This is a genomic window from Armatimonadota bacterium, from assembly GCA_016223145.1.
GTDB lineage: Bacteria > Armatimonadota > Fimbriimonadia > Fimbriimonadales > Fimbriimonadaceae > Nitrosymbiomonas.
Window position 1 is genome coordinate 131,057 of sequence record JACRPN010000006.1, and the last position, 23,293, is coordinate 154,349.

General features: G+C 61.0%; 21 protein-coding genes. 6 read left to right on the forward strand and 15 right to left on the reverse strand.

Going from position 1 to position 23,293, the window contains the following annotated elements; translation table 11 throughout:
* Positions 1–154 precede the first annotated feature (154 nt).
* Entirely contained in the window at positions 155–895 is a 741-nt protein-coding gene (locus tag HZC36_04830; GenBank protein MBI5706296.1) for a PEP-CTERM sorting domain-containing protein, read from the reverse strand.
* A gap of 216 nt (positions 896–1,111) precedes the next feature.
* On the opposite strand from HZC36_04830, the gene HZC36_04835 reads away from it, so the two are divergent.
* A complete protein-coding gene (locus tag HZC36_04835; protein MBI5706297.1) occupies positions 1,112–1,561 on the forward strand; it encodes a thioredoxin family protein in 450 nt (149 codons plus the stop codon).
* A gap of 200 nt (positions 1,562–1,761) precedes the next feature.
* On the opposite strand, the gene HZC36_04840 is transcribed toward HZC36_04835, so the two are convergent.
* From HZC36_04840 to HZC36_04880, 9 genes are all read right to left on the reverse strand, one after another.
* Positions 1,762–3,150, reverse strand: coding sequence for a C1 family peptidase (locus HZC36_04840; GenBank protein ID MBI5706298.1), 1,389 nt, complete (start codon positions 3,148–3,150; stop codon positions 1,762–1,764).
* Between the two features lie 65 nt (positions 3,151–3,215).
* Complete coding sequence (locus HZC36_04845; protein ID MBI5706299.1) at positions 3,216–3,605, reverse strand: hypothetical protein; 390 nt, start codon at positions 3,603–3,605, stop codon at positions 3,216–3,218.
* A 28-nt stretch (positions 3,606–3,633) separates the two neighbouring features.
* Positions 3,634–4,548 (reverse strand): 4-hydroxy-tetrahydrodipicolinate synthase, encoded by a 915-nt coding sequence (gene dapA / locus HZC36_04850; GenBank protein MBI5706300.1) that lies wholly within the window; start codon positions 4,546–4,548, stop codon positions 3,634–3,636.
* Positions 4,549–4,644: 96 nt separating this feature from the next.
* Positions 4,645–5,322, reverse strand: coding sequence for a PEP-CTERM sorting domain-containing protein (locus HZC36_04855; GenBank protein MBI5706301.1), 678 nt, complete (start codon positions 5,320–5,322; stop codon positions 4,645–4,647).
* Positions 5,323–5,465: 143 nt separating this feature from the next.
* Entirely contained in the window at positions 5,466–6,179 is a 714-nt protein-coding gene (locus tag HZC36_04860; protein ID MBI5706302.1) for a hypothetical protein, read from the reverse strand.
* A gap of 33 nt (positions 6,180–6,212) precedes the next feature.
* Entirely contained in the window at positions 6,213–6,470 is a 258-nt protein-coding gene (locus HZC36_04865) for a hypothetical protein (GenBank protein ID MBI5706303.1), read from the reverse strand.
* Positions 6,471–6,597: 127 nt separating this feature from the next.
* Positions 6,598–7,272 carry a (d)CMP kinase gene (locus HZC36_04870; GenBank protein MBI5706304.1) on the reverse strand — a complete coding sequence of 225 codons (675 nt, stop codon included), beginning with the start codon at positions 7,270–7,272 and terminating at the stop codon, positions 6,598–6,600.
* The gene (gene aroA, locus HZC36_04875) at positions 7,269–8,552 is read right to left on the reverse strand and encodes a 3-phosphoshikimate 1-carboxyvinyltransferase (GenBank protein MBI5706305.1); all 1,284 of its coding nucleotides are present in this window, start codon (positions 8,550–8,552) and stop codon (positions 7,269–7,271) included. The genes HZC36_04870 and aroA overlap by 4 nt, the downstream gene beginning before the upstream one ends.
* Positions 8,549–9,379, reverse strand: coding sequence for a prephenate dehydrogenase/arogenate dehydrogenase family protein (locus HZC36_04880; GenBank protein ID MBI5706306.1), 831 nt, complete (start codon positions 9,377–9,379; stop codon positions 8,549–8,551). Before HZC36_04880 ends, aroA begins: the two co-directional genes overlap by 4 nt.
* A 166-nt stretch (positions 9,380–9,545) precedes the next feature.
* Here HZC36_04880 and HZC36_04885 point away from each other — a divergent pair, with 166 nt between their 5' ends.
* Positions 9,546–11,063: a hypothetical protein gene (locus HZC36_04885; GenBank protein ID MBI5706307.1), complete on the forward strand. Its 1,518-nt coding sequence runs from the start codon at positions 9,546–9,548 to the stop codon at positions 11,061–11,063.
* Positions 11,064–11,287: 224 nt separating this feature from the next.
* On the opposite strand, the gene HZC36_04890 is transcribed toward HZC36_04885, so the two are convergent.
* Both HZC36_04890 and HZC36_04895 read right to left on the reverse strand, forming a co-directional pair.
* Entirely contained in the window at positions 11,288–14,071 is a 2,784-nt protein-coding gene (locus tag HZC36_04890) for a S9 family peptidase (protein MBI5706308.1), read from the reverse strand.
* 125 nt (positions 14,072–14,196) lie between these two features.
* Positions 14,197–14,604 carry a response regulator gene (locus HZC36_04895; protein ID MBI5706309.1) on the reverse strand — a complete coding sequence of 136 codons (408 nt, stop codon included), beginning with the start codon at positions 14,602–14,604 and terminating at the stop codon, positions 14,197–14,199.
* Positions 14,605–14,712: 108 nt separating this feature from the next.
* Here HZC36_04895 and HZC36_04900 point away from each other — a divergent pair, with 108 nt between their 5' ends.
* Genes HZC36_04900 through HZC36_04910 form a run of 3 tightly spaced genes read left to right on the forward strand, consistent with a single transcriptional unit; the run spans position 14,713 to position 18,388 of the window.
* Positions 14,713–15,516, forward strand: coding sequence for a fumarylacetoacetate hydrolase family protein (locus HZC36_04900; GenBank protein ID MBI5706310.1), 804 nt, complete (start codon positions 14,713–14,715; stop codon positions 15,514–15,516).
* Between the two features lie 58 nt (positions 15,517–15,574).
* Positions 15,575–16,801, forward strand: coding sequence for an insulinase family protein (locus tag HZC36_04905; protein MBI5706311.1), 1,227 nt, complete (start codon positions 15,575–15,577; stop codon positions 16,799–16,801).
* A 9-nt stretch (positions 16,802–16,810) separates the two neighbouring features.
* Positions 16,811–18,388 (forward strand): GAF domain-containing protein, encoded by a 1,578-nt coding sequence (locus HZC36_04910; protein ID MBI5706312.1) that lies wholly within the window; start codon positions 16,811–16,813, stop codon positions 18,386–18,388.
* A gap of 52 nt (positions 18,389–18,440) precedes the next feature.
* On the opposite strand, the gene xth is transcribed toward HZC36_04910, so the two are convergent.
* Both xth and HZC36_04920 read right to left on the reverse strand, forming a co-directional pair.
* The gene (gene xth, locus HZC36_04915) at positions 18,441–19,214 is read right to left on the reverse strand and encodes an exodeoxyribonuclease III (GenBank protein MBI5706313.1); all 774 of its coding nucleotides are present in this window, start codon (positions 19,212–19,214) and stop codon (positions 18,441–18,443) included.
* 111 nt (positions 19,215–19,325) lie between these two features.
* Positions 19,326–20,570: a hypothetical protein gene (locus HZC36_04920; protein MBI5706314.1), complete on the reverse strand. Its 1,245-nt coding sequence runs from the start codon at positions 20,568–20,570 to the stop codon at positions 19,326–19,328.
* Between the two features lie 103 nt (positions 20,571–20,673).
* Between HZC36_04920 and HZC36_04925 the strand changes: the two genes are divergently transcribed.
* A complete protein-coding gene (locus HZC36_04925; protein ID MBI5706315.1) occupies positions 20,674–21,636 on the forward strand; it encodes a slipin family protein in 963 nt (320 codons plus the stop codon).
* Between the two features lie 244 nt (positions 21,637–21,880).
* On the opposite strand, the gene HZC36_04930 is transcribed toward HZC36_04925, so the two are convergent.
* Complete coding sequence (locus tag HZC36_04930) at positions 21,881–23,158, reverse strand: 2-oxo acid dehydrogenase subunit E2 (GenBank protein ID MBI5706316.1); 1,278 nt, start codon at positions 23,156–23,158, stop codon at positions 21,881–21,883.
* Positions 23,159–23,293 lie beyond the last annotated feature (135 nt).

The following is a 23,293-nucleotide window of genomic DNA, read 5'->3' on the forward strand; positions in this document are numbered from 1 at the left end:
TCAATTCGAGCGCACACCCATTGATGTGCTATCTCGTGAGGTCAAGTATACGGGACAATCGCCAGATCCGACCTAGCAAAAGTTCCGGGTTTGAGTCACAAAAACGCGACTGAGCGTCCCGGAACCAGAGAGTTCCTAAGCAAGTTTGCGGGGATCAGCGCCGCCGCCGCAGACAGCCCACGAATCCGAGAGCAAGGGCCGCGAGCATTGACGGCTCCGGAACCGGCAACACCTCGTACCGGGAGGTTCCGCCAGCAAAGTCGAACGACGACAAGCGGAAGTCCCAATGTGCCGTCATGTCGCTCACCGGTGCTCCGACGTTGACCCAACCGTAGTTGTCGTTGTGCGTCAGCGAGCCGTTTGCACCAACCCCAAAAGAAGCCAGAGCCGAATGAAACTCAGAGCCAGGCACACCGTTGTAGAGCGCGCGATAAGAATTCGTTCCGGAGGCGCTGCCAGTGAAGCTGGCCGTATCGCCCAAGACGTCGGTCACCGTGACTCCGGCGCTCGTCTGGCCCGTGGGGTTGGCGATCGTTGCGAACGACATCGTTGCCGACCAAATCGAGAAGTGCGTCGTCGAGGCGCCTGCTCCCACCGAAAAACCGAGGCTGATCAGAGGGTCGTTGGAATAGTAGATGACCGCGCCCATCAACGTGGCGATGATCTCTTGAGCGTCGTTCCTGATGTCAACCTGCTCAGGCAGCGACCAGAAGTAGCCCTGTCCCGAGTTGGTCACATATTGGGAATCGTATTGAGCCTCAAAGGAGCCGGTGCCGGCAGCGTTGGAGGCAATGACCTTGAACATGGGCCCGCCGAAGTCGGCATAGGACAACGCCGTCAAAGCGGACAAGGACGCGACGAAAAATAGCGAACGAACCGAGCGCAAATACACCATCTTCCTCACCACCCAATCAAACAGGGAGCAACCCAAAGCGGCTGCAACCCAGCAATATTGACAGTATAACCCGAACTTGCCAAGATAGACCTGGCAAAAATATCAGTTGTACTGGTCAAATTGCCTGGGTTGTGCCTGAACTGCCGGAACTCTGAAGGGTCCCAGATACAGCCGCGCCTGGAACTTTCCGAGCCAAAAGTGGCATCTAATAAGGTCATGCGACCAACCAAAATCCTGACGGTCCTCGTGCTCGCCTCGCTCGCCACGCTTTCTCTTGCGACGGAGGGCCTAAAGTGGCTGACGTCCTACAGCGAAGCGGTGAAGATCTCAAAAAAGACGAAGAAGCCGATCCTCGCCGACTTCACCGGGAGCGACTGGTGCACCTGGTGCATCAGGCTGCACAAAGAGGTGTTTGACCAGCCCGAGTTCGCGAAGTGGGCGAAAAAGAACGTCGTTCTTCTTGAGCTCGACTACCCGCAGTCGAAGCCTCAGCCCGCCGCCATCAAGAAGCAGAACTCCGAACTGCAGCAAAAGTACCAGATCGAGGGCTATCCGACCGTGCTCTTTCTCGACCACACCGGAAAGGTGCTCGGGCAGTACGGCTATGATCGAGGCGGCCCCCCCGTTTGGATCAAGAAAGCCAATGAAATGATCAAGGGCAAATAGGACTGGGTTGGACCAGTGAAAACCTGGAAAAGGGGCTCGCTTGGCGTCTGCCGGCGAGCCCCCTTCATTTGTCGGCGCACCCAAAAGGAAACGGAGGAAGAACCTGTTGCCCGGGCGTCCCAAATGGGGGCCTGCAGGTCAGCGCCTTGAGTTCCCCGCGCCAAAACAGCACTTCCAAAAGGCCCAAACGGCTGCCGGCCTTACAGCGCCAGGCTCCCCATCGGGTCCCAGGGAGGTAGCACCACCGGCGTCCTCTGAAGGGCCCTTAACGACTTCTTCGGCACGTACTTGGTCTGAACTACGACCTCGAAGTTGTAATCGTCGAACCAGCGATCGCTCATCTGGTAGAACCCTTTGTCGCCGCCTTTGTCCGACCAGGAGTTCTCGATTCGCCAGCGGTTGGGCTTCCCGGTGTCGTTCAGGTCCACGCCGGTAAAAACCATCGCGTGGTTCATGGCGGAGTGTCCGTACATCAGCCGGCCCGCTTTGTCCAAGCCGGCCGACCCGTCCCAGCCATAGGTCTGGGAGTAATCAAAGAGTCCAGGGCACATCGCGCCAGAATCTCGATCCAGGAACTTTCCCACGTCGCAGCCGAACCACACCGGCTCGCCATCCTTGAGCTGTTGAATGGCAGCGGCCTTCATCGTTTCAAGGTCGACGTTAAGGTAAAGCACAGGCGATCCGCCGGTTACATTGCCAAGGTATTGAACCGTGTAGACCTCGTCGAACCGGTGCATGGGCCTCGGATCATGGATGAGGCAAACCGTCGCCTCGAGGTCGATGTTCACAAATTTCTTGTAGAAGCCTTGAGGCGTGATCGTCCCGGAGCGATGGAAGTTGCGGTCCTTGTCGCGCCACTGCCAGTGAAACGTCTCCGGTGGGACGCCGAGGTGCATGCACAGCATCCGGTAGATCTCGGCCATCATGGCATCCTTTCGCGTCCGAAGCTTCGCCTGAGTTTTGGCGTCGCTCTTCCCGCCGGCACCCTCTCGAAGCTCCTTGGCGAAAGTCCTCAGCCGCTCAGTAACGAAGTGGTTCATTAGGCCCGTGTTTGAGCTGGAGTCGGTCTCGGGCATCACCGACTTGGGCACGACGCCGTGCTTCCGGATCACGTTCGTGAACATGTGCCACTGGCCGCCGTCCTGGATCGGCGCCGCGAGGAGATAATCGAGGACCCGGCTGCCAACCGGTTCCTCCAAGGTCACGAGGATGTTCTCCAGAAAGTAGTTTGCCTTCTCCAACTTGTCCCAGAAGCAGACGTGCGCCTGGCTCAGCTCAAACTCCTCCCCCAGCTTCATCTCGGCGATGGCTTTGACCCTGAACGTGTTCAGCGCCGCAAATATCCAGCACCTGCCGCTGGAGTTCTGAGCCGTGGCCTTGTTCTCGGGGAGGTGAACGCTGAAGCTGTTGTCGAGGGCACAGACCGCGGCCCGGTTGAGCGCGACCTTGTTCACCGGCGTCGTGGTGATTGCGTTCATGGATTGCCGGTTGCGGGCTTCGCGCTCGAATTCCTTGCGATAGCGGGCAAGTGAGGCGCTATCGAGCACGCCCGGAAGGGAAGGCGGAGTCTGGCTCTTTTGGGCTGGCATAGAACCCAATTCTGTCACGTCTGGTTTTGTCCTGCCCGGGCCCCCCTTTGGAAGCAGCCCTGCGTCTAGGAGCGAGCCGCCCGCTCCATCGCCTTGAGCCGCAAGAAAATGAGAAAGCTGCTTAGGGCGATGCCCGACAACGGCACGGTTACCGCATAGAGCCACATCGCCTCGAAGGGCGACTCGACGTGCTGGTTCATGGTCAAGTAGTAGAAAAGAGCCAGGTCCACCAAGACGGCCAGCGAGTAAGCCTTGCGGAAAGCGCTCAACCCGACCAGCGCAACCATCTTGTCCACCCATCCATAGGCCTTCGACTCAAGGAGCCAGTTGATAAACCCGACGCAGATTCCCAGGAGGATGGCCCGACGCCCAAGGTCCGTCCCGCTATCGAGCGCTACGGCGGTGAACCCGGCCCCCACACACAGAACGCGAAGCGTCACCAAAATGGGCTTCATGACCTAATCGTCGGTTGCGCGCATGCGCCTACACCGAAACGGCGGCAGAACCGAGCGACGCCAAGGCCCGGTCGACAACGGATTTCTCCTGGGGCTCCAACTCGACCAGAGGCAATCGGACCAACTCGCAATCGAATCCCGATCGGCTCAACGCGTACTTGACCGGCACAGGGCTCGGCGCGCTGAAGAGCGCACGGAAGACCGGCGTCAGGCGGTGGTGCAGGCGCGCCGCCTTCTGAGGGTCTCCGCCGAGGAATGTCGTGATCATGTCGCGGATCTCTGCGCCGACCACGTGGGCCGCGACGCTCACCAGGCCATAGCCCCCCACGCTGAGGATCGGCACGGTCAAGCCGTCGTCGCCCGAGTAGACGCGAAAGCCCTCCGGCGCTTCACGGCAGACGTCTCCGATCTGGGCGAGGTTGCCGCTGGCCTCTTTGACCGCAACGATGTTCCTGATTTGGGCCAGCTTGAGCAGCGTCGGCGTCTCCAGGTTGATCGCCGACCGGGGCATGATGTTGTAGAGCATCACCGGTAGGCTGGTCTCCTGGGCAATGGTCGAAAAATGGGCGTAGAGCCCCGCCTGCCCAGGACGCGAATAGTAGGGATTGACGAGCATGATCCCGTGAGCGCCGCGTTTCTCGGCCTCGCGCGTCATCACCACCGATTCGGCCGTGTCATAGGTTCCCGCCCCAAAGATGATTGCGGCTCGATCGCCGACCGCTTCCAAAACGACCTCGAGGAGCTGCAGCTTCTCACCTTCATCGAGGGTGGGGGACTCGCCCGTCGTGCCGCTTACGACGATCCCATCGTTCCTCTGGGTCTCCACAAGGTGCTTGGCGACGCGTTTGGCCTCTTCGAAGTTGACCGAGCCGTCTGGTTTGAACGGCGTGAGCATGGCTGTCATCAGCCTGCCCCAATCTCTCTGTCCGAAGAATGCTCCCATGGTTATGCCTCGCCTGGCGTGTTGTACCTAAGGGATACGTCAAAAAGCCCCAGCGCGTGTTCGCGCTGGGGCTATCGTGCCGCTATTCCGATCGGCCTACCTCTTGCGGCGGCGCAAGGCGAGGCCCATGCCTCCAAGAGCCAGCACCGCAATGCCGCTCGGCTCAGGCACCAGTACGCAGTGGGTGCCAAAGCACATCTCCTCAAGGAAGATGATGCCAGGATGATACTGGCCTGTGGCATCTGTGAATCCGGCGCCCATGCCGAATGCCTCCCATTCCGGCTGTGGGAAGAAGCTGCCTTCCATGGTCCAGCGCCAGCGCGTGCCGTCGCCGTTCAGGTCCTCGAAGGCAACGGTGCCCCAAGCCTCCAGCTGGGTGTTTGCATACGACATCCATGCGTAGATGTTTCCGTCGTACCTGAAGGTGAACTGCATCCAAAACAGCTTTCGGCGGTCTGGGTCGAATCGATTGGCAATCCGGAACCCGAACTCGCTCTGCTCGGCCGTTCCGTCCGAGCCGGTACCGTCGATGATGATGTCGTGGCCGTCCCAGAAGACGTCGCCAAACCCTGTTGGCTGGGGCAAGCCGTAGGGATTGAGCCCCACAGAATCAAAGTACGGGTCGGCTGGGTTCTCAAAATCCCAGCAAGCGCTGGTCGTTGAGCCGTCATCGATTCCCCACCAACTGGGAAATCCCTGGGCGAAAGCGCCCGTCGCCAGTCCACAAACCAGCAACCCTGCTGCGCACCGAAGTGCGGTGATCTGCTTATTCATTTTTGTGCTCCTTTGAGTAAATGGCCCCTCTTGCGAGGGTCGCAAGCCGCCCTCAACGCGTACTTGCGTTAGAGTTCAGTGGCAGGGTAACACGACCTGTCAAAAATACCAAGGAATCGTGACTAGTATATTTGCTGGTTCTGCTATCCCTCGTGAGTCGCGATGAACACGAACAAAAGGCTCCACGCGGCTTCGGCGATCATCGTGAAGCAGAATTGCAGGTTCACAGGCATCGAATAGGAACAGCACAGCACAGGAGTCCAGAACGCCCAACAAGGGAGGAGGGCTGGAAGCACCTTGTCGCGGTAGAAGGTCGGGCTCAACTCGGCCAAGAGCGCCCTTGCGGCGAATCCCCGCTTGTACCATTCAAAAAGCAGCACCGCCGTCGGGATCGAGATGATCGTCGAGAACAGCGCCATATCGACGAGCGTCTTCAGCAGAAATGTCCGGGTGTCGGTGCCGCTGCCGATCCAAAGGGCCAGGAATTGGTAGAACAGGTCCACCTGAACGGCCACGATCCCGTAGACCAAGCCTGTGAAGGCCACTTTGCCGAGCCAAGCCCGGTCAAACCGTCTGAGTTTCCCCGTGGCGAGCTTGGCCGCCTCTGGAATCAGGCTGCAGGCCAAAAAGCCGACGACAAAAGCGAAAGGCAGCCCACCGCGCGTCTTGATACGGGCAAGCTCATCCGCAAGGGCCTGGAGCGAAGCGGAATGGTAATAGGTGATGACCAGGCCCAGTGCGGCAGCCTGGATCAAAAGGAACGCCTGCCAATGGCCGCGGACCGCTAAGAGCCCTGGCCTCAGGGCGCCGCGCAGCGTCCAGGGTACTTCATGAGAGGGAGAAGTCGAGGTGGACACCGCACCCCCAAGTATGAAGCCTGAAGCCTCCGGTTAGCTCTCGATGCGTTCGCTGATGGGTTCGGGCTGTGGTGGGAGAGAACTGGACCGCCTCATTTCCTCAAAGTGAAGGATCTGTGAGTTCATCCGGTCTTTAAGCATGGCCATTTCCGCTTCGATTCGGCCCAATCTCTCGTGGAGCCCGGCGTCTCCAGTTTGGTTCCTATGAACCAGTTCGGCCATGAACTTCTGGTGGCGAAGCAGCATGGCGACCACCGGCAGCACCACGAACATCCCGATGCCCAGTACCATCGGGGCGATGACATCCCAATCAATAGGGGCTGCAAGTAATTGCGAAGGAGGCATGGACCCACTATCTTACAACCTGGAGACTAGGAAGACCAATGAGGACCCGGGCCCTGGAGCGAGCGGCCACCCGCTAATGAAGGCCCATAACAGCCTCGACCACTTCCTCGATCGTCATGCCACTGGTGTCGAGGACAATCGCGCCCTCGGCAACCTGAAGCGGGCTGTCCTCGCGGGTCGAATCGCGATGGTCCCGGGTCGCGATCATCTCCTCGACCTCCAGAAGCGTGATGCCCGGTTGCTTTGCCTGAAACTCGGCGAGGCGGCGCTTGGCGCGAGTCCGAAGATCGGCAGTGAGGTACACCTTGACCTCGGCGTTCGGCGCGACCACCGTGGTCGTGTCCCGACCCTCAAGCGTGACGCCTCCGTGGGACACGATCTCTTTCTGAAGGCGGACCAGCTCCCTGCGCACAGCCGAATGCGCGCTGAGCGCAGAAGCCAGCTCACCGATCTCGGGCGTGCGGATCGCCTCCGACACGTCCTCGCCGTTCAGTAGGACGCGTTGCGCCCCAATGCCTCCGCCATCTGCTGGGGGCTCTGCAAAGTCGATGCTTATGGACCTGGCGATTTCAGAAGCCGGCCCCCCATCGTCCTTGCCAAAGCCCTGGCGCGAAGCCGCCAAAGCAACGCACCGGTACATCGCCCCGGTGTCCAGATAGCGCAGATGAAGCCGCTTTGCCAGGAGCATCGCAACCGTCGACTTTCCCGCTCCCGCTGGGCCATCGATGGCGATGACGATAGGCTTCATGATTGCAGCCTCGCGAGGTCGTCGAGGAAGTTTGGGTAGCTGGTTGCGATACTTTCGGCGCCTTCGATGGCGGTCTCACCTTCAGCAATCAGACCTGCGATGGCAAAGGCCATCGCGATGCGGTGGTCACCGTCGGCTTGGATTCTCGTTCCGCTAAGCGGGGCCGGACCCTCGATGGCCATGCCGTCATCCAGAGCTTCGATCTTGGCGCCCATCGACCTCAGACCCTCCACCACCTTCGCGATGCGGTCGCTCTCTTTAACCTTAAGCTCCCTCGCGTCCCGAATGACGCTCTCCCCGTGAAGCTGTGTGGCAAGCACTGCGAGTACGGGGATCTCGTCGATAAGGCGCGGAACCAACTCCCCCTCGATCCGAAACCCCTTGCCTTCGCCATGGAGTACCTCGAGGTCTGCCACTGGCTCGCCGAGGGCCTCCGCGAGGAGCGCCTGTCCGATGGGAAGCCCGGCTTGCCCAAAGACGTCGAGAACCCCCGTTCGGGTCGGATTGACGCCAATACCTGCCAGCCGCACTGACGATCCGGCGACCATCGCCGCCGCCACCAACCAGAAGGCAGCGCTCGAAATGTCCCCCGGCACAGAGAGTTGAAACCCTGAGGGTCGAGACCAGCCTTTGACTCCGACTCGGTGCCCGCCCTGAGCCAAGATCTCGGAGGAAACCTCAACTCCACACGCCCTCAGCATCCGCTCGGTGTGGTCGCGGCTCAACGTGGGCTCGGTAACCCAAGTTTGGCCTTGCGCCCTAAGCCCCGCCAAGAGCACGCAGCTCTTGATCTGTGCGCTGGCGACGGGGCTCTGATAGTCGATGGCTTTCAGCTCGCCGGAACCCGCAACCCGCAAAGGGGGCACGTCGCCATACACCTTGGCGCCCATCAGCCTCAATGGTTCGGCAATTCGCTTCATTGGGCGCCGGCTGAGCGAGGCGTCCCCGACCAGAGTGACGTCGATCGGGTACGAAGCTACGATCCCGCTGAGAAGCCGCATCGTGGTGCCGCTGTTGCCGCAATCGAGTTCGCCCTCGGGTTGCATCAGCGCTGGCAGAGGAAAGACCTTTCTGGCGCGGCCAACAGACTCGATCCTTGCCCCAAGCGCCTCCATGCATCGGACCGTGGACTCACAGTCCTCTCCCGTCAACGGGTTCGAGATCTCCGAAGGCCCATCCGCAATCGAAGCGAACATATACGCGCGATGGGTGAGGGACTTGTCGGATGGGGGGCGGATCTCGCCCCGAAGCGGTCCCGAACGCTGGACGACGAGCCTCAATTGCCCGCCCCCTTTCGCTTCGCTTCCGCTGCCCGGGCAAAGAACGTGCGCATCCACGGAAGGTTTCGCCTGTAGAGGGCCGAGCGCACTCCCGTCAGCTCCTTGATCAGGCCGTTCAGCGCGCGAATTACCTCCTTGCGATTGCTTGCCGTGAGCTGGGTCCAAAGCTCCGGGTTGCTACCGCCAACACGCGTCGCGTCCCGCCATGAACCCCCTGAGGGCACCCGAACCGCGGGGCGGTCGGCCTGAATCAGCAGCGCTGCGGCGAGGATGTGGGGAAGATGGCTGACCAAGGCAATTTGGGCGTCGTGGTCGCCGGCTTCGACCCGGATCGGGATCGCACCGAGCGCCTTCACGGCAGCCTCGACCGTGTAGTAAGCGGTTTGCCCGCCGTTCCTGGGCGGCGTGAGGATCCAGGCTTTCCCGGCGAACATGTCGGGGTCCCCGTGCGCAGGGCCCGAGTGCTCGGTGCCTCCCATCGGGTGCCCCGGTACGAGCCAGTGCCGGCGGCCACGGGGCCTTGCCCAACGCGCGATCTCGGACTTCACTCCGGCGCAGTCGCTGACAATCGTGGCCTCGCCGCGAAACTTCTCGATGAAGCTCAGCGTGGCGATGACCGCGTCCGGCGGCACGGCGACGAACACGAGGTCGCACTGGGCGATCTTTTCAAGCGGAATACAGACGTCGACAGCACCAGTCTGGGCAGCGATGGACTCATGTTCAGGCAGCCCGTCATGGCCGTAGATCTCATAGACGGAGGCCCATTTCCGCAGACCCAAGCCTATGGAGGTGCCAATCAGGCCGAGGCCGACGATCCCAACGCGCATCGGCATAGGTTACTTGACGAGGGCCAATCTGGGGGATGGGGTTCAGTGTTCAGGGTGCAGGTCTCAGGGCACGGGCGGGTGAGTTTATGTCGGTCAAGTCTTGTCTTCACTTCACTCCACGGTGCAACCGAGGCCTCCATGGTCTCGTCTTGCCAGAAGAGGGCACATGGAACTTCAGGACAAGCTCGAAGGTCCGCCAAGAGCCGTACGGTGGTTCACCATGCTGCTGCTTGTCGGCTTTGTCGCCTCGGCCCTCCTCGCCTTCCTACCGCTTTGGAGGATCGTGTTTGGATGGTATGACCTGGAAACAGGCGATCCGTCGCCCTTTGAGATTTACTGGCACTGGGTAGCCTCCGCCATCCTGCTGGGGATCGCTCTGCGTTTCTGTAAACAGCGCTCGCCAAGAGCTCCTGCTTGGGCCCTCGCGGCGATCGTGGGGGTCTTGGCTTCGATGGTTGACGAGTTTTCAAGGATGCCGCAGGGCTACGGGTTCGTTTTCGATGAGCTCATGGGTGAGCCGCGGACCCTTTGGGACCGCATTCTCTTCACGCTGGGAATAGACGTTCCGAGGAATATCTCGGCACTTGTGGCCCTGTCTGTTGCCGCCTTGGCGACACGACGGCTCCTTTTTGTGTCAGACCTTCGCGGCGATTTCGGAAGCTCTGCGCCCGGCGAGGATGGCTTCCCCGGAAAATCATTTGGGTTGCATGCGAAGTCGCGCTTCGGGATTCCGACGCTTGTCGTTTCGGCCTGGCTGCTTTTCGTTTTGTTCGGGTGTTTGGTTGGCCCGCTTGGCCGACTCGTCCCGTTTTGGATCGTTGCCGAGCCGTTCGGGATGGTCTACACATCCTCGTGGATTGATTGCCTCACCAAGACGTGGCTGCCATTTTTCGTCGCCTTCTCGGTGATCATCTGGCAGTGCACCGAACGGCTGGACATCTCAGATGAAGGGATCCGGCTCTTTCTGTTTGATCGCCGCTGGACCATCTGGTTCGCGCCTTGGGACAGGATCAAGCTAATCGAGTTCATGCGGCATGGCGCCGAGTTGACGCTGGCGAACGTCCGCTACCGTTTTCGCTTCAATATCCCGATCTGCTTCGGCATCCCGTTTCGCAGATATGTCGCTTCTCTCGGGTTGCAGGAGCGGCTCACCGGCGCGGCAACCGAAATCGGCATCCCAATTAAGGAGATGCGCTCGTCTCGATGGATGGGGTTCGCCGCATGGGCTGTCATCCTCTGTGGCTTCGGCTCATCGATCGCGATGAAAGCCGAATCGGCCCATCTCATGAACCTGATGGCGGCCGACCCGTTCCCGGAGGCCGAGTATCAGCGTTTGGCCGGACTGTTCCCCTTGACGGCGCTCTATCTCGCCAGCGTATTGTTGGTCGGTTTGGGGATCGGCATGAAGGTGGGGCATGACCGGGGATTTCCGCAGTTTTGGCCCCTGGTCCTGTGGCTCTGCGCCGTTCAGATGCTTCCAGACCCTGTGTTGCACTGGCTGGTCTACGTCGCGATTTTCTCCATCCTTGCCGCACGGACGGGGACGATTATCCAGGTCCCTCACGTTCCCGTGCCACCCTATTGGCAGACGGAGCTTGCCCACAATCTGGTCCTTTTCTCACCGGTCCTGGGGTTCCTGGGATACATGATAGGCGTGCCATTGGCCCGCCGGATCGTTAGGTGACGCTCGCCGACTCACAGATTCCCCGATTCTCAGGTTCCCCGGTTCTCCGGTTCTCCGGTTCTCGTATCCCGTTCCCCCTCACCCCCGTTCGCTTCGCTCACGGTCCCTCTCCCCCGAAGGGAGAGGTGGTTCACCGACTTAACGTCCAACCGCCTCTCAGTTCATCGACTCATCGACTCACCGACTCACCGACTCACCGGTTCTCCGGTTCTCCGGTTCTCCCCCTATCCCCCTTCCTTCCCCTTCTGGACGGCAGGAACACCGCTCGTTACCCATTTCTCGGGCTTGGCGCCCTTTAGGTACACGTCGAAGAAGTGTCGAACCCGGTGCGCGTAGTCAAGCTGGTTTGGCCGCTTGGCCAGACCGTGGTTCTCACCGGGGTAGACCAGCATGATGATCTGCTTGCCCATGCGCCGTAGGGTGTTGTAGAACTGCTGGCCCTGATGCCAGTCCACCGCTCCGTCGCTGTCGCCAAAGGCGATCATCATCGGGGTGTTCAGGTTCTTTGCGTTCCACATCGGCGAGTTGTCTGTATAGGCCTTGATGTCCTCATACCAGGGCACCTCCATGCGGCCCTGGCTGGACTCAAAGATCACCTGGTCGGTGATGCCCGCGTTCCAGTAGAAGCTGTTGTACATCGTGATCAGCTCGGTCAGAGGCGCGCCAGCCACCGCAGCGGCGAACACGTTGCTCTGAGTGGGCACAAAGGCGGTTTGATAGCCGCCCCAAGAGTGGCCCACCAAACCAACCTTCGCCGGATCGACGCCAACCTTCTTGCTCAGCACCGCCTGGACCGCAGGCTCCAGACACTGCACCGCAGACACGCCAGGCTGACGGTCGCGATAGGCGATGTCCGGCATGAAGACGAAGTACCCTTGTTGAATCCAGTGCTGCATGTTGTAGCTGCCCCAAGGGCTGGGCATCGCATAGTTGTGGAATCCATCGGAGAGCTGCTCGTAGATGTAGGTGATCATCGGGTAGCTCTTTCCCGCCTCGTGGCCCGCGGGAAAGTAGAGAATCCCCTGAAGCTCCTTGCCCCATTTGCTCTTGAAGTCCACCAGCTCTGCCTTGCCCCAAAGAAACTCAGCCTGTTGCGGGTTGGTCCGTGCCAACGGTTTGATCGCCGAGAATTGCTCGTTCGTGAGCTGCCATGAGGGCGACTTTTCGAACGACTGCATCGTGAAGATCATGCGGTCGACGTCCTTCGCGCGCCGCAATTGCCCGAGGCTGCTGTCGTCGAGCACCAGCATCTTGCCTTCCTTTGCTCCAGGATCGAACCGCAGATAGCCCGACTTCTTGGTCTTCTCGTCAAACGCCCGTAAATAGAGGGGGTCCGTGATGCGCAAACCCTCATCACTGAAACCCGGGTTCACAACCTGAAACTCTACGTGGTCGTCCTTGCCGTCCGTGAGTTGGGTGGCCTTTCCTGCAGCAGGGTCGAACAGCCATTTGTCGTACTTGTCGCCGACAATGAGCCCTGCATCGTCGTTGAGCCAAACCGGAAACGAAGCCGCGGGCTTTTCCTTGATGGTGTGATCGTCGTCCGTGTCCCAGAAGTCGCGCTTGATGCCCTGGGTTAGATTCCGCGCCTTGTCTGCGGCGACGTCGTAAACCCACCAGGCTTTCTGCGCGTAATAGGCGAGGAACTTGCCCTCGGGAGAAGGAGTTGGCCCGAACTGGCGCTTCTCCAGGAAACGGGTGCGGTGGCCCGTGAGCGTGTCGACAACATACCAATCGGAATACTCGATTCCTCCCGGGCGCGTGGGGTCCTCATACGGTTCCGTGTTTTCCCAGAGCGCTGTCTGGAAGTTCCCGATCAGACGCACCGACTTGACCTCCGGCGATCCGATCTGGGTGAACGTGTTCGTCTCGGGCCGCCAAAGGCAGAGGTAGGTCTCTCGCTTGGTCTGCTCCAGCACTCTCTGCTGGTAGGGCTGAAGGTCGTAGTCCTTGTAGTGCCAGACGTCCACATTGGGCTTTTCCTCCGGCTTGGCCTTGTCCTCTTTCTTGTCCTCCCATTCCTTGATGCCGAACGCCACGATGTCCCCCTTCTCGTTTTGCTGAAGGGCGGCGAACTCGGCGATGCGGAATCCTTTGGGGAATCTGGAATCGGCAGCGGGGTCGAACGACGCCACGGTGATCGCAGGCTTGTCGAACCCTGTGGCCCGATAGATCACGTTGGCGGCGCCCTCCTTCTTGGGGTCGGTGGTGCCGGCAAGGAACGTCAGAATGGGCGCCTTTTCAGCCCAGGAGATCAGCCCGAGGTTGCCTTTCTGGAACCGAACGTCTCGGAGCCTTCCCAAGGCGAAGTCATAAACCTGCACCCCCTTCTGGTCCCCGCCGCTGTCGATGCCAACCGCCATCAGGCCCCCATCCTTGTGGATGTTGAACGACACTACATTGCCGATCGTCAGAGCCGACCCCGCCTTCAGATCGAAAATGGATAGGTCGCTGCCACCCGTTTGCCGAGTGGCGGGACGGTAACGCAGGGCCACCAGGTAGCCGCCACCTTTCGTGAACTCCCAAGACTGAACGCCTTCGAGGATCCTCTCCGCTCCCGTCGCAAGTTCCCGGAGCGCAAGCTTGTTTTCGACCGGCTTCTTTTGTTCGCGCAGGGCCTCCGCATCCTTCTTGGCGACCTGGATGGAATACGCCACCCATTTCGAGTCGTCGCTGAAGCGGGGGCCAGTTCCCAGCGGCGTCAGTGCCTGCTGCGGCGCATCGCAGTTCTTGACCACCAAATACCCATCCATGTCCACCTTGTTCACGGTGTAGGCAAACCAGTGCCCGTCAGGCGAGATTGCCGCCGCCCCAAGAGACTCCCATTGCGCGTAGTCCTCAACCTTGAGCGCGCGCTTTGGACCCTGGGTCGCCGGGGCGCCTTGGGGTGGCTTGGTCTCTTGGCCCTGGCTGAGAATGTAGGAGTCACTCCAAGCGGGAGCGAGCGCCGCCCCCAGCAGGGAAGCGAGGAGCAAGGGAGTGAGAGTTCGAAAGATGGCTAGCTTCATGTCGGGCACAAGACCTCTGATTGCATGGACGGGAAAGCACGGCTCGGCGAACCTCGAAAATGGAGGCAAAAACAGACGGCCCCATCGGAGACCGATGGGGCCGTCGTGGTGAATCAATAGGGAGGCTACAGGTCGTAACGCTTGGGGCCGCTCTTGTCGTCGTCGTTGCCCTGAGCGATGCGCTTGACGAACGTGACCAGCTCCATCGGGTTGAACGGCTTGGTCAGATACATGTCGGCGCCGTAGTGATAGCCCTCGAAGACGTCCTTGTCCTGAGCCTTCGCCGTAAGCATAATGACGGGGAGCGTCTCGGTCTCGGGGTCGCGCCGCAGGTTCTTCAGAACCTCGAAGCCGTCCATGTACGGCATCATCACGTCGAGCACGACCATGTTGGGCTTCTCGGATTTGACCTTCTCCAGGCCCTCTTTGCCGTCGAAGGCCGTGATCACCTCAAAGCCCTGCCGTTCGAGGTTGACCTGGATCAACCGTACAATGTGCCTCTCGTCGTCGCAAACCAGAACCTTTAGCGCCATGGGGAATTCCACCAAACCGATGCTTGTTGAGCCATCCTACCTGAAAGACCTCCTTTAGTCAATCGGTCCCTGGCCGCACCGGAATGTACCCCAGGTACCCTTTGAAAGTTGAAGCTCTGCAGATTCCAACTCCATACGGACCCGGAGACCCCTCGATCCGGCATCGTCCATGGCGGAAAGGTCTACGAAACCGACGGCAGCCAGCCGATTGCGGTTCATGAGTGGACCGACGCCGTCCTGTTGGCGCCGATCGGCAGGCCCCCGACGATCCGGCTCTTTACCGGTGCCAGACCCTCGCTGATCGAGTGGCTGCAGTCGGATGAAGCCGGCGCTGAAGCGGGGCCGGACTATATCTACTTGAACCCCTCGCTGATGGTGGGCACACAGAGCGCCATTCCCGAGTCGCCACTCTCGCCGCTAATCGGGGTGAAGGTCTGTTTGGGGGTGGTGATCGGCGAAGCGGCGCACCGGATCACGCCGGATGAGGCGGAGAGGCTGGTGCTTGGCTACACGATCGCCGCCGTGCTCTATGCCGCCGACGTCGAGCGAAACGAGATGGCGTCCAGCCAGGGGCTGGTGCGATCGCATGAGATCGGAGTGGCCGTGGGGCCCGCACTGACCACCCTCGATGAGCTAGAAGAGGCGCTTCTTCCAGAAGAGGGCGCTTCGCGCTACAAGATCGACTTTTCCGCGAGCATCGACGGGGCCGAGGCAGCCCAGTTCGCCAGCGACGAAGTGCCGTTTGCCATGGCGGACCTGGCCAGTTACGCCTCTCGGACGGCGCCCCTCATGGCCGGCGACCTCATCCTGCTGGCGATGGGCTCGACCGCTCCGCACGCGTACTTGGCGGTGGGGTCTGAACTTCGGATCGTCACGAAGAACCTGGGCACCCTTAGCTTGAAGTATGGGTAGTTTGATGGAGGGGGCGGGGGCTGTATGGGGCGGTTGCGCTTCATAATCACGGAACCCCATGTCCTCCTTTAAGCAATACACCCTCGAAAACGGCGTGCGTGTGCTCGTCGAACCTGTCGACTACGTCCGCTCCGCCAGCATCGGCCTTTGGTGCCAGACCGGAAGCCGCCACGAGCACGACGACGAGGCCGGCATCACCCACCTCATCGAGCACATGCTCTTCAAAGGCACCAAGACCCGCACGTCCAAAGAGATCGCCGAGGCCATTGAGGGGCGAGGCGGGCACCTGAACGCCTTCACCGACAAGGAGAACACCTGCTACTACTGCCGCGTGCTCAGCGACGACGTGGAGAACGGCATCGACGTGCTGACCGACATGATGCGCAACTCGCTGATCGAACCTGAAGAGCTGGAGCGCGAGAAGGGCGTGGTCCTGGAGGAGATCAAGCGCGGCGAGGATGAGCCGAGCGACCACGTGCACGACCTGCACCTTCAGGGCCGCTGGGGCGAGCACCCGCTGGGTAAGCCGGTCATCGGCACGCCGGAGTCGGTTTCCAGCTTCAAACAGGCCAATCTGAACACCTATATGGACCGCCGGTACCGGGGCGGGAGCATCCTGCTATCCGTGGCGGGGAACGTGGATCCGGAATCGGTGTGCTCGTGGGCTCGGGCTCACTTGGAGAGCATCGAGCCGGGTGACGGCAAGCTGGAATGCTCCCGGCCCGCGGGCGAACCCGGCCCGAACTTCGTGAAAAAGGACGTCGAGGCGGTGCACTTCTGCATCGGTTCAGACGGCGTGGGTCTCTTCGACGATGAACTCTACACGATGGCGGTAATGGATGCGGCGCTCGGTGGCTCGATGAGCAGCCGGCTGTTCCAGGAGATTCGCGAAAAGCGAGGCCTGGCCTATGCGGTGGGCAGCTATTCGCTGACGTACTCGGCAGGTGGGGCGTACACGGTCTACGGCGGCACGGGCGCGCAGACCTGGGGCCAGGTGCAGGAGCTGGTGCGGACCGAGTTCGACAAGGTGATGGCGGACGGTCTGGAAGCGGATGAGCTGGAGCGGACCAAGCGCAACATCTGCGGGAGCATCGTGCTGGCGCTGGAGGGCATGAGCTCTCGCATGATGCGCATGGCCAAGAATGAGCTCGTCTACGGCCGCCAGATCCCGGTGGACGAAACGGTGGCGAAGGTCAATGCGGTGACGAACGAGGATGTGACGACGCTTGCCCGGCGGGTGCTGGATGCCGCGAACATGAGCACGACGGCCATTGGGCCCGCGTAGACTATCTTCATGACCTCCCTGTTGCAGCGCGCGTGCCTGGCCGGAAACGAGGACGAAGTGTGCGCCGAGGCGGCCGCGCACCTCGTCCAGGTGCTCGGCGCGAGCGGCTGCGACATCCTTTATGGCACCGAGGGCGGCGGACTGGTCCTGCGTGCCAGCACCTATGCGCCCGACTACATCCATCGCTGCCGCCTGGGCAAGGGCGTGGGCATCAGCGGGCAAGCCCACCTCGCCGGACAGCCCGTGCTGATCCGCGCGCGGGCCAAGCAAGACCCCAGATTCGTGGACTATCCAGGCCTTCCCAGCGACCAGTGGAACGGTGCGGCGGCGATTCCGCTCGGCGGCGAGGAGCCGTTCGGCGTGGCGGTTCTCTATAAGGAGGACTCTTGGGAGTTCGGCCCCCAAGAGCTCGAAAAGATTGTCCAGCAGGTCGAGGAGACGGGCCGTGTGCTCGATCTCTATCGCCGGGCGTTTCGCCTCGGTGCCAGGTCGACCCGCATGGGCGCGCTCAGCGAGGTCTCGCGGAACATTGCTTCGAGCCCCTATCTGGAGGAGATTCTCCAACTCCTCGTAAACCTCACAGCACAGCAGTTCGATTACCGCGTGTGCACGGTCCGGCTTCTGGATGAGGAACGCCAAGAACTGGTGCTGCGCGCCACCCAAGCGCAGGCGAAGGCTTATCAGCGCAAGCGGGCGATCAAGTTCGGGGAGTCCATCGCGGGAAGGGTGATCCAGGAAAAGCGCCCCATCGCGGTGGAAGATGTGCAGGTCGAGCCGGACTACATCGGCCACGACCTGGCGGTCGAGCAGGGGCTGCGCTCGATGATCTGCCTGCCGCTGCTCATGCAGGACCGGCCGCTGGGAGTCTTGACCTGCTACACCGGCGTCGTGCGCCAGTTCAGCCCCGAGGAGATCAGCGCCCTGGAGACGCTCGCCAAGCAGGCCTCGATCGCCATCGAGCATGCCCGTTTGGCGGTGCGCAGCACCCTGCTCCAGGAGATGCACCACCGGGTGAAGAACAACCTGCAGCAAGTCGCCTCGCTGCTCCGGCTCCAGATGCGTCACGGCGAATACAAGTCGCTGGAACAGGCGCTGAACGACATGCTCGGCAGAATCCTGGCGATTGCGGCGGTCCACGAGCTTCTGAGCCGCGACGACCTCGACCATGTCGGGCTAATCACGCTCGCCGAGAACCTGCTTCACCACCACCGAGAGTCACTGATCGCGCCGGACCGGCAGATTCAGTTTCAGGTACGCGGCGACGATGTGCACTTGAACACCACCCAAGGCACGCAAGTGGCCTTGATCCTGAACGAACTGATCCAAAACGCCGTCGAGCACGGGTTCCAACAGACCACCTCAGGTGAGGTGCACATCACGGTCGAGGAGCACGACGGCGAGATTCGGTTCTGGGTCTCGAACAATGGCGATCAGCTCCCTGAGGGGTTCGACTTGGCGACGGCGGGACACCTGGGAACTCAGATCGTAGACAACCTGGCGCGGGCGCTGGGAGGGAAGTTCAAGCTCTCGAACGTGCTGGGCTGGGCGGTGGCCGAAGTGACGTTTCAGAGGACGGGTGGGGAGTAGGGGGCCAAACTGGACCTATAGGTCCTATATGTCCTATACGACTCATCCCCCCCTACACTTCAAACTCTGCCACAACCGGCGTGTGGTCTGAGGGCCGTTCCAGGCCGCGCGGATGCTTATCGATGCGGCACGATACACACCTCGCTGCTAGGTCGGCAGGCGCATAGATGTGGTCGATCCGCCATCCCAGGTTCCTTTCAAACGCCTTCGGGATCACGAACTCCCAAAAGGTGTGGTGTCCCGGTCCCGATTCGAACTTGCGAAAGAGGTCGTTCCATCCCCAATCGGTGTTGGCCTTCAGGGCGTCGATCTCGACCTGGCTAAAGCCCACCTTGCCCCGGTGCTTCTCGGGATCGAAGAGGTCGTCTGAGGTCGGCGCGACATTGATGTCGCCGAGCCATACTACGGGCGATCCTGCGCTGAAGCGCGAGGCCACCAGAGATCTGAACCGCTCCATCCAGCGCAGCTTGTAGTCGAACTTCTCGGAGCCCACCTGGGTCCCGTTGGGCACATAGGTGTTGAGGATCGTCAGCGGACCCACCTGCCCTTGGATGATCCGGCAGTCCTCCGGCCACAGAGGGTCGCCGAACCCAGTCGAGACGTTTAGGATCGGCTGTCGGCTAATGAGAGCGACCCCATTGAAGCCTTTCTGGCCATGAATCGCGACCTGCCAACCGGCATCTTCGAACGCCTCCATCGGAAAGCTGCCGTCCTCACACTTGGACTCCTGGATTGCCAGAACATCCGGTTCGTTTTCACCCAGCCAGTCGAGCACGATATCGAGCCGAGCACGAATGCCGTTGACGTTGAAGGTGGCGACTTTCACTTCGGCTGATTCTACTGTCTGTGCCACGACGAACGGTGTAGCGCGGGCGTCTCGCCCGCGATGCTAAGGGCATACCCACAAGTAGCTACAGATTCGGCCATCAGGCTCAGCCTACGTCTTGGCGGAAAGCCCGAACTTCAGCGCTGCTGCCTCGACCGTTTCCTTCGTCACCGGGAATCTCCACCGCTGGAACGCGGACACCAGGTCCACCTTGCACTCGCGGTTCAGGATCGCTACCGCGAGATTGATCTTCTCCTCAGGAGTGGTGGGCGGTTTCATGCCCTTGGCGGCCAAGGTTCGATAGCTGCGGTACCACGCCTTGAAGGGCTCCCAACCATAGACTCGCTGCAGCCGCTGGAAGAAGCTGTGGATATCGTCGGAGGACATGGAAGTCCAAGCTCGAGACGCATCGCCCAAATACTTGTCGCCAAAGACCAGGAAGAACTTCTCGACGAGCTCCGTTCCGCGCAGCCGAATCTGCTTGTCCGGTGCCGGATACTCCACGGCCTGCCACTTCCAGTTGACCCGGTAGGATTGGTCCTTTATCGTCTCAAGCGCATAAGCCAGCTTGAAATTGGCCTGAAACTCGGCAGAAGGTCCGTCCCAGATGTACCAATCCCCGAGCACGTCGAAGTTGTGGCCAACCTCGTGGACCCAGCCGAAGGCGATGATCCCATCGTCGAAGTCCTTAAGCGTAGCCTCAACGTAGTCGGTGTTGAGGATCATCTCCTGGCCCGCATAGGCCCACCAAGGGTGCGGCGGCGCTTCTTTGAACACCATCAGCTTACCATCGAATGGGTGCTCGCCGGTGAGTTCGATCATGGCGCCGTAGGCCTGGTCGATCCAGCGCAGGGTCCGGTCAAGGTGCTTGAAGGTCCTGAACCGAGACTCCATGAGTTCGATACCTGCCGTCTTGCCTTTCACGAGCTTGAGCTTTTCCGGAAGGATGTACTCGGGGACCTCGATACGGAAGGGAAGGGCTCGCTCGCCCGTGCCTTCCATCACGCGAAACACGCCGACAATCGCCGCGGCGCCTGGCCTCGCCGTCGCCGCGACCGTGGCCGGCAGGACGCCAACCTCATCCTTGGTGATCTCGTTGCCGGCGGGAAGCGCCAGATTGGCATCTCCTCCGAAGTCGTCGCCGATCTTCTTGCCTTTGGCCTCCCAGTGGGCGGTCCAGGAGAGGGCCTTGGCATCAGCCGGGCCTGCGTTCTTGAAAACGAACCGGAAGCCTCCCCAGCCATCGGCTCCCCATCCTTTGGGCTGACGGTTCGAAGCGGCCAGAGTGACCGATTGGGCGCAGCAATTGCCGGCCATAAGGGTCAGAAGAAGAGGCAGAGTCGAATGGAGCCTCATGCCATGAAGGTAGCCGATTTTCGTCGGTGTTGGGGTGAGGGCTTTCCTGGTGGCCTATGCGAGAAGGGATTGTGACAGCAGTGACGAAGTACCGTCTACAGCGATGGACTTCGACCAGTTCCGCAAGGTGATGCAGTCTCTCAATGAGCAGGCACAGCGCGCCGCTGCGGGCAACCAGCCTTCCTCCAGTGGCGTTCCGCCACCCCAGTTTGACCTCACGGGTTCATCGCAAAGCTACAACAGCTACCGACGCACAGCCGGCTCCTCGGCAGGCAACACCATGATCGTCAACTATCTTTCGTTTCTGGTCTTTGTGGTCCTCATGGGGATCGGGTTCGTGTTTTTCGGCGCGAGCCAGATCTTCACGCAAGACACTCCCCCCATTGGTGGAATGGTGGCTTGGTTCATCGGTAGCTGGGTGATCGCCAGCGCGATCAAGCTCGCCGCACAATGGGAGCGCGTGCTGGTGTTTCGTTTGGGGCGATATGTTCGCACTACCGGCCCCGGCGTCTATATGGTCATCCCCCTGTTCGAGCAGGTGCGCGCCATCGACACCCGCGTCGTGACCGTGGACATCCCTCGGCAAGAGGCCATCACCAAGGACAATGTGCCCGTGATGATCGACGCTGTCGTGTTTCTGCGCGTGGTACGGCCTGACCAAGCCGTAATCAACGTGCAGGACTACATGTTCGCGATCGTCCAGTACGGACGGTCGGCTCTGCGGGATGTGATTGGCGGGCGCACGCTGGATGAGGTGTTAACCGATCGCGAGGGCATCGGCAAGCAGATTGGGGAGATGCTGAGCGCCGAAACCGAGCATTGGGGCATGGAGGTGGACGGCATCCGCATGCAGGATATCGTGCTGCCGGAAGACCTGAAGAAGGTCATGAGCCGCCAAGCGGGGGCCGAGCGCGAAAAGCGCGCGAATATCACCAAATCGGAAGGCGACCGCATCGCAGCAGAGAACCTCGCCCAAGCCCCGGGGCGATGCAGCTTAGAACGCTTCAGACCATCGACGGTTTGGGCCCAACGGCTTCGAACACCGTGGTTCTGGCGGTACCCGTAGAGATCATGGAGGCGGTGGACGCGGTGGTCAAGGCCAGGAAGGGAAGGGCTGAGGAGTAGGGACGTAGGGATCTAGGGACCAAGGGACAGACGGACCAAGGGACAGACGGACAGAGGGACAGACGGACAGAGGGACAGACGGTCAGAAGGACAAAGGGAACACCTCGCCCCTGGGGGAGAGGTCGGTGCCTGCCCCCATTTCCATCGGGGAGCGAAGCGAACCGGGTGAGGGGGAACGCGCTGCGCTACCCCAAGAGCCGCGTCGGATTTTGCAGGTAGTCCCGCACGACGTTCATGAACTTCGCGCCGATCGCGCCATCCACCACCCTGTGGTCGAAGCTGCCGGTCACGTTCATCCTTAGCCGGACTTCGAGGGTCACCTCGTCAGAACCCTCTGCCTCCACCGGCACGACCAACTTCTTTGCCGAGCTGACCGCCACGATCGCCGCATTCGGCACGTTGATGATCGCCGCGAAATTGTCTACGCCCAACATCCCCATGTTTGAGATGCTGAAGGTGCTCCCGGAAATCTCGTCCATCGAGAGCCGGTTCTCGCGGGCCTTCGCCGCAAGCTCCTTTGACTTGGCCGAAATCTGTCGGATCGAGAGGTTTTGCGCGCCATGCAACACCGGCACCGTTAGCCCGTCTTCCAGGGCCACGGCCATGCCGATATTTACTGCCCCGAACTGAAGGATCTTGTCTCCCTGGAACGTGGCATTCACCTGAGGCATTTCGACCAGCGCCTGAGCACACGCCTTGATCACGAAGTCGTTGATGCTCACCTTTCCGGCGCCGTCCGACTCAAACTGCTCCCTTAGCGACTGCATGCGCTCGCAGTCCACTTCGACGGTCACGTAGAAGTGGGGCACCGTCTGCTTGGACTGCGTCGTGCGCTGCGCCGTGATCTGTCGAATCTTGTTGAGCGAGACAAACCGGTCCTCGGCAGCGGCCGCAATCGGAGTCGGCGCCTGAGCGGGCGTTGGTGCCAAAGAGGGCTGAACCGAAAGACGGGTCGCACCCCTGACGTCCTTCTCGACCACACGTCCGCCGGGTCCCGAGCCTGAAATCTGGGACAAGTCGACGCCGAGCTCTTCCGCGATCTTTCTGGCAAGGGGGCTGGCCTTCACCCGATCCGAAGAGACGGCCCTAGGCTCGGGAATCTCCACTGGCGGAGTGGGAATCGTCGGTCCGGCAGTCACTGCCGCGACCGCGGCGACCGAAGCCGGTTCGGATGGAGCAGCCACCGGAAGCGCTTCGGCGGTTCCCCAACCGGCGGGGACGGATTCACCCTCCTTCAGGAGAAGCGCCAAAGGCTCTCCCACTGGGACCGTTTCACCCGCCTTGATCAGGATGCCCGCCAACACGCCACTGCCGTCGGCCTCCATCTCAAGGGTCGCCTTGTCGGTCTGAATCGTGGCGATTGCTTCGCCGGATTTGACGCTGTCGCCCTCCTTCTTGAGCCATTCGAGGAGGATCCCCTCCTCCATTCCGTCACCCATCTTGGGCATGATCACTTCCGTCATTGAGGCGAAAGAGTACCCCTAGCGAGGGGAGATGAAGGGATGAACAGATGATGGGACAAAGGGACATAGGGACGAAGGGACAAAGGGACAGGGGGCAAGGGGGGATAAGGTGCAGAAGGGGGCCACTTCGCCCCT

Excerpts from the sequence above, each read along its gene's own strand:
- HZC36_04830 (MBI5706296.1), bottom strand. The coding sequence starts at position 895 with ATGGTGTATTTGCGCTCGGTTCGTTCGCTATTTTTCGTCGCGTCCTTG.
- HZC36_04835 (MBI5706297.1), top strand. The coding sequence starts at position 1,112 with ATGCGACCAACCAAAATCCTGACGGTCCTCGTGCTCGCCTCGCTCGCC.
- HZC36_04840 (MBI5706298.1), bottom strand. The coding sequence starts at position 3,150 with ATGCCAGCCCAAAAGAGCCAGACTCCGCCTTCCCTTCCGGGCGTGCTC.
- HZC36_04845 (MBI5706299.1), bottom strand. The coding sequence starts at position 3,605 with ATGAAGCCCATTTTGGTGACGCTTCGCGTTCTGTGTGTGGGGGCCGGG.
- dapA (MBI5706300.1), bottom strand. The coding sequence starts at position 4,548 with ATGGGAGCATTCTTCGGACAGAGAGATTGGGGCAGGCTGATGACAGCC.
- HZC36_04855 (MBI5706301.1), bottom strand. The coding sequence starts at position 5,322 with ATGAATAAGCAGATCACCGCACTTCGGTGCGCAGCAGGGTTGCTGGTT.
- HZC36_04865 (MBI5706303.1), bottom strand. The coding sequence starts at position 6,470 with ATGGTACTGGGCATCGGGATGTTCGTGGTGCTGCCGGTGGTCGCCATG.
- HZC36_04870 (MBI5706304.1), bottom strand. The coding sequence starts at position 7,272 with ATGAAGCCTATCGTCATCGCCATCGATGGCCCAGCGGGAGCGGGAAAG.
- HZC36_04880 (MBI5706306.1), bottom strand. The coding sequence starts at position 9,379 with ATGCGCGTTGGGATCGTCGGCCTCGGCCTGATTGGCACCTCCATAGGC.
- HZC36_04885 (MBI5706307.1), top strand. The coding sequence starts at position 9,546 with ATGGAACTTCAGGACAAGCTCGAAGGTCCGCCAAGAGCCGTACGGTGG.
- HZC36_04890 (MBI5706308.1), bottom strand. The coding sequence starts at position 14,071 with ATGAAGCTAGCCATCTTTCGAACTCTCACTCCCTTGCTCCTCGCTTCC.
- HZC36_04895 (MBI5706309.1), bottom strand. The coding sequence starts at position 14,604 with ATGGCGCTAAAGGTTCTGGTTTGCGACGACGAGAGGCACATTGTACGG.
- HZC36_04905 (MBI5706311.1), top strand. The coding sequence starts at position 15,575 with ATGTCCTCCTTTAAGCAATACACCCTCGAAAACGGCGTGCGTGTGCTC.
- HZC36_04910 (MBI5706312.1), top strand. The coding sequence starts at position 16,811 with ATGACCTCCCTGTTGCAGCGCGCGTGCCTGGCCGGAAACGAGGACGAA.
- HZC36_04920 (MBI5706314.1), bottom strand. The coding sequence starts at position 20,570 with ATGAGGCTCCATTCGACTCTGCCTCTTCTTCTGACCCTTATGGCCGGC.
- HZC36_04925 (MBI5706315.1), top strand. The coding sequence starts at position 20,674 with ATGGACTTCGACCAGTTCCGCAAGGTGATGCAGTCTCTCAATGAGCAG.
- HZC36_04930 (MBI5706316.1), bottom strand. The coding sequence starts at position 23,158 with ATGACGGAAGTGATCATGCCCAAGATGGGTGACGGAATGGAGGAGGGG.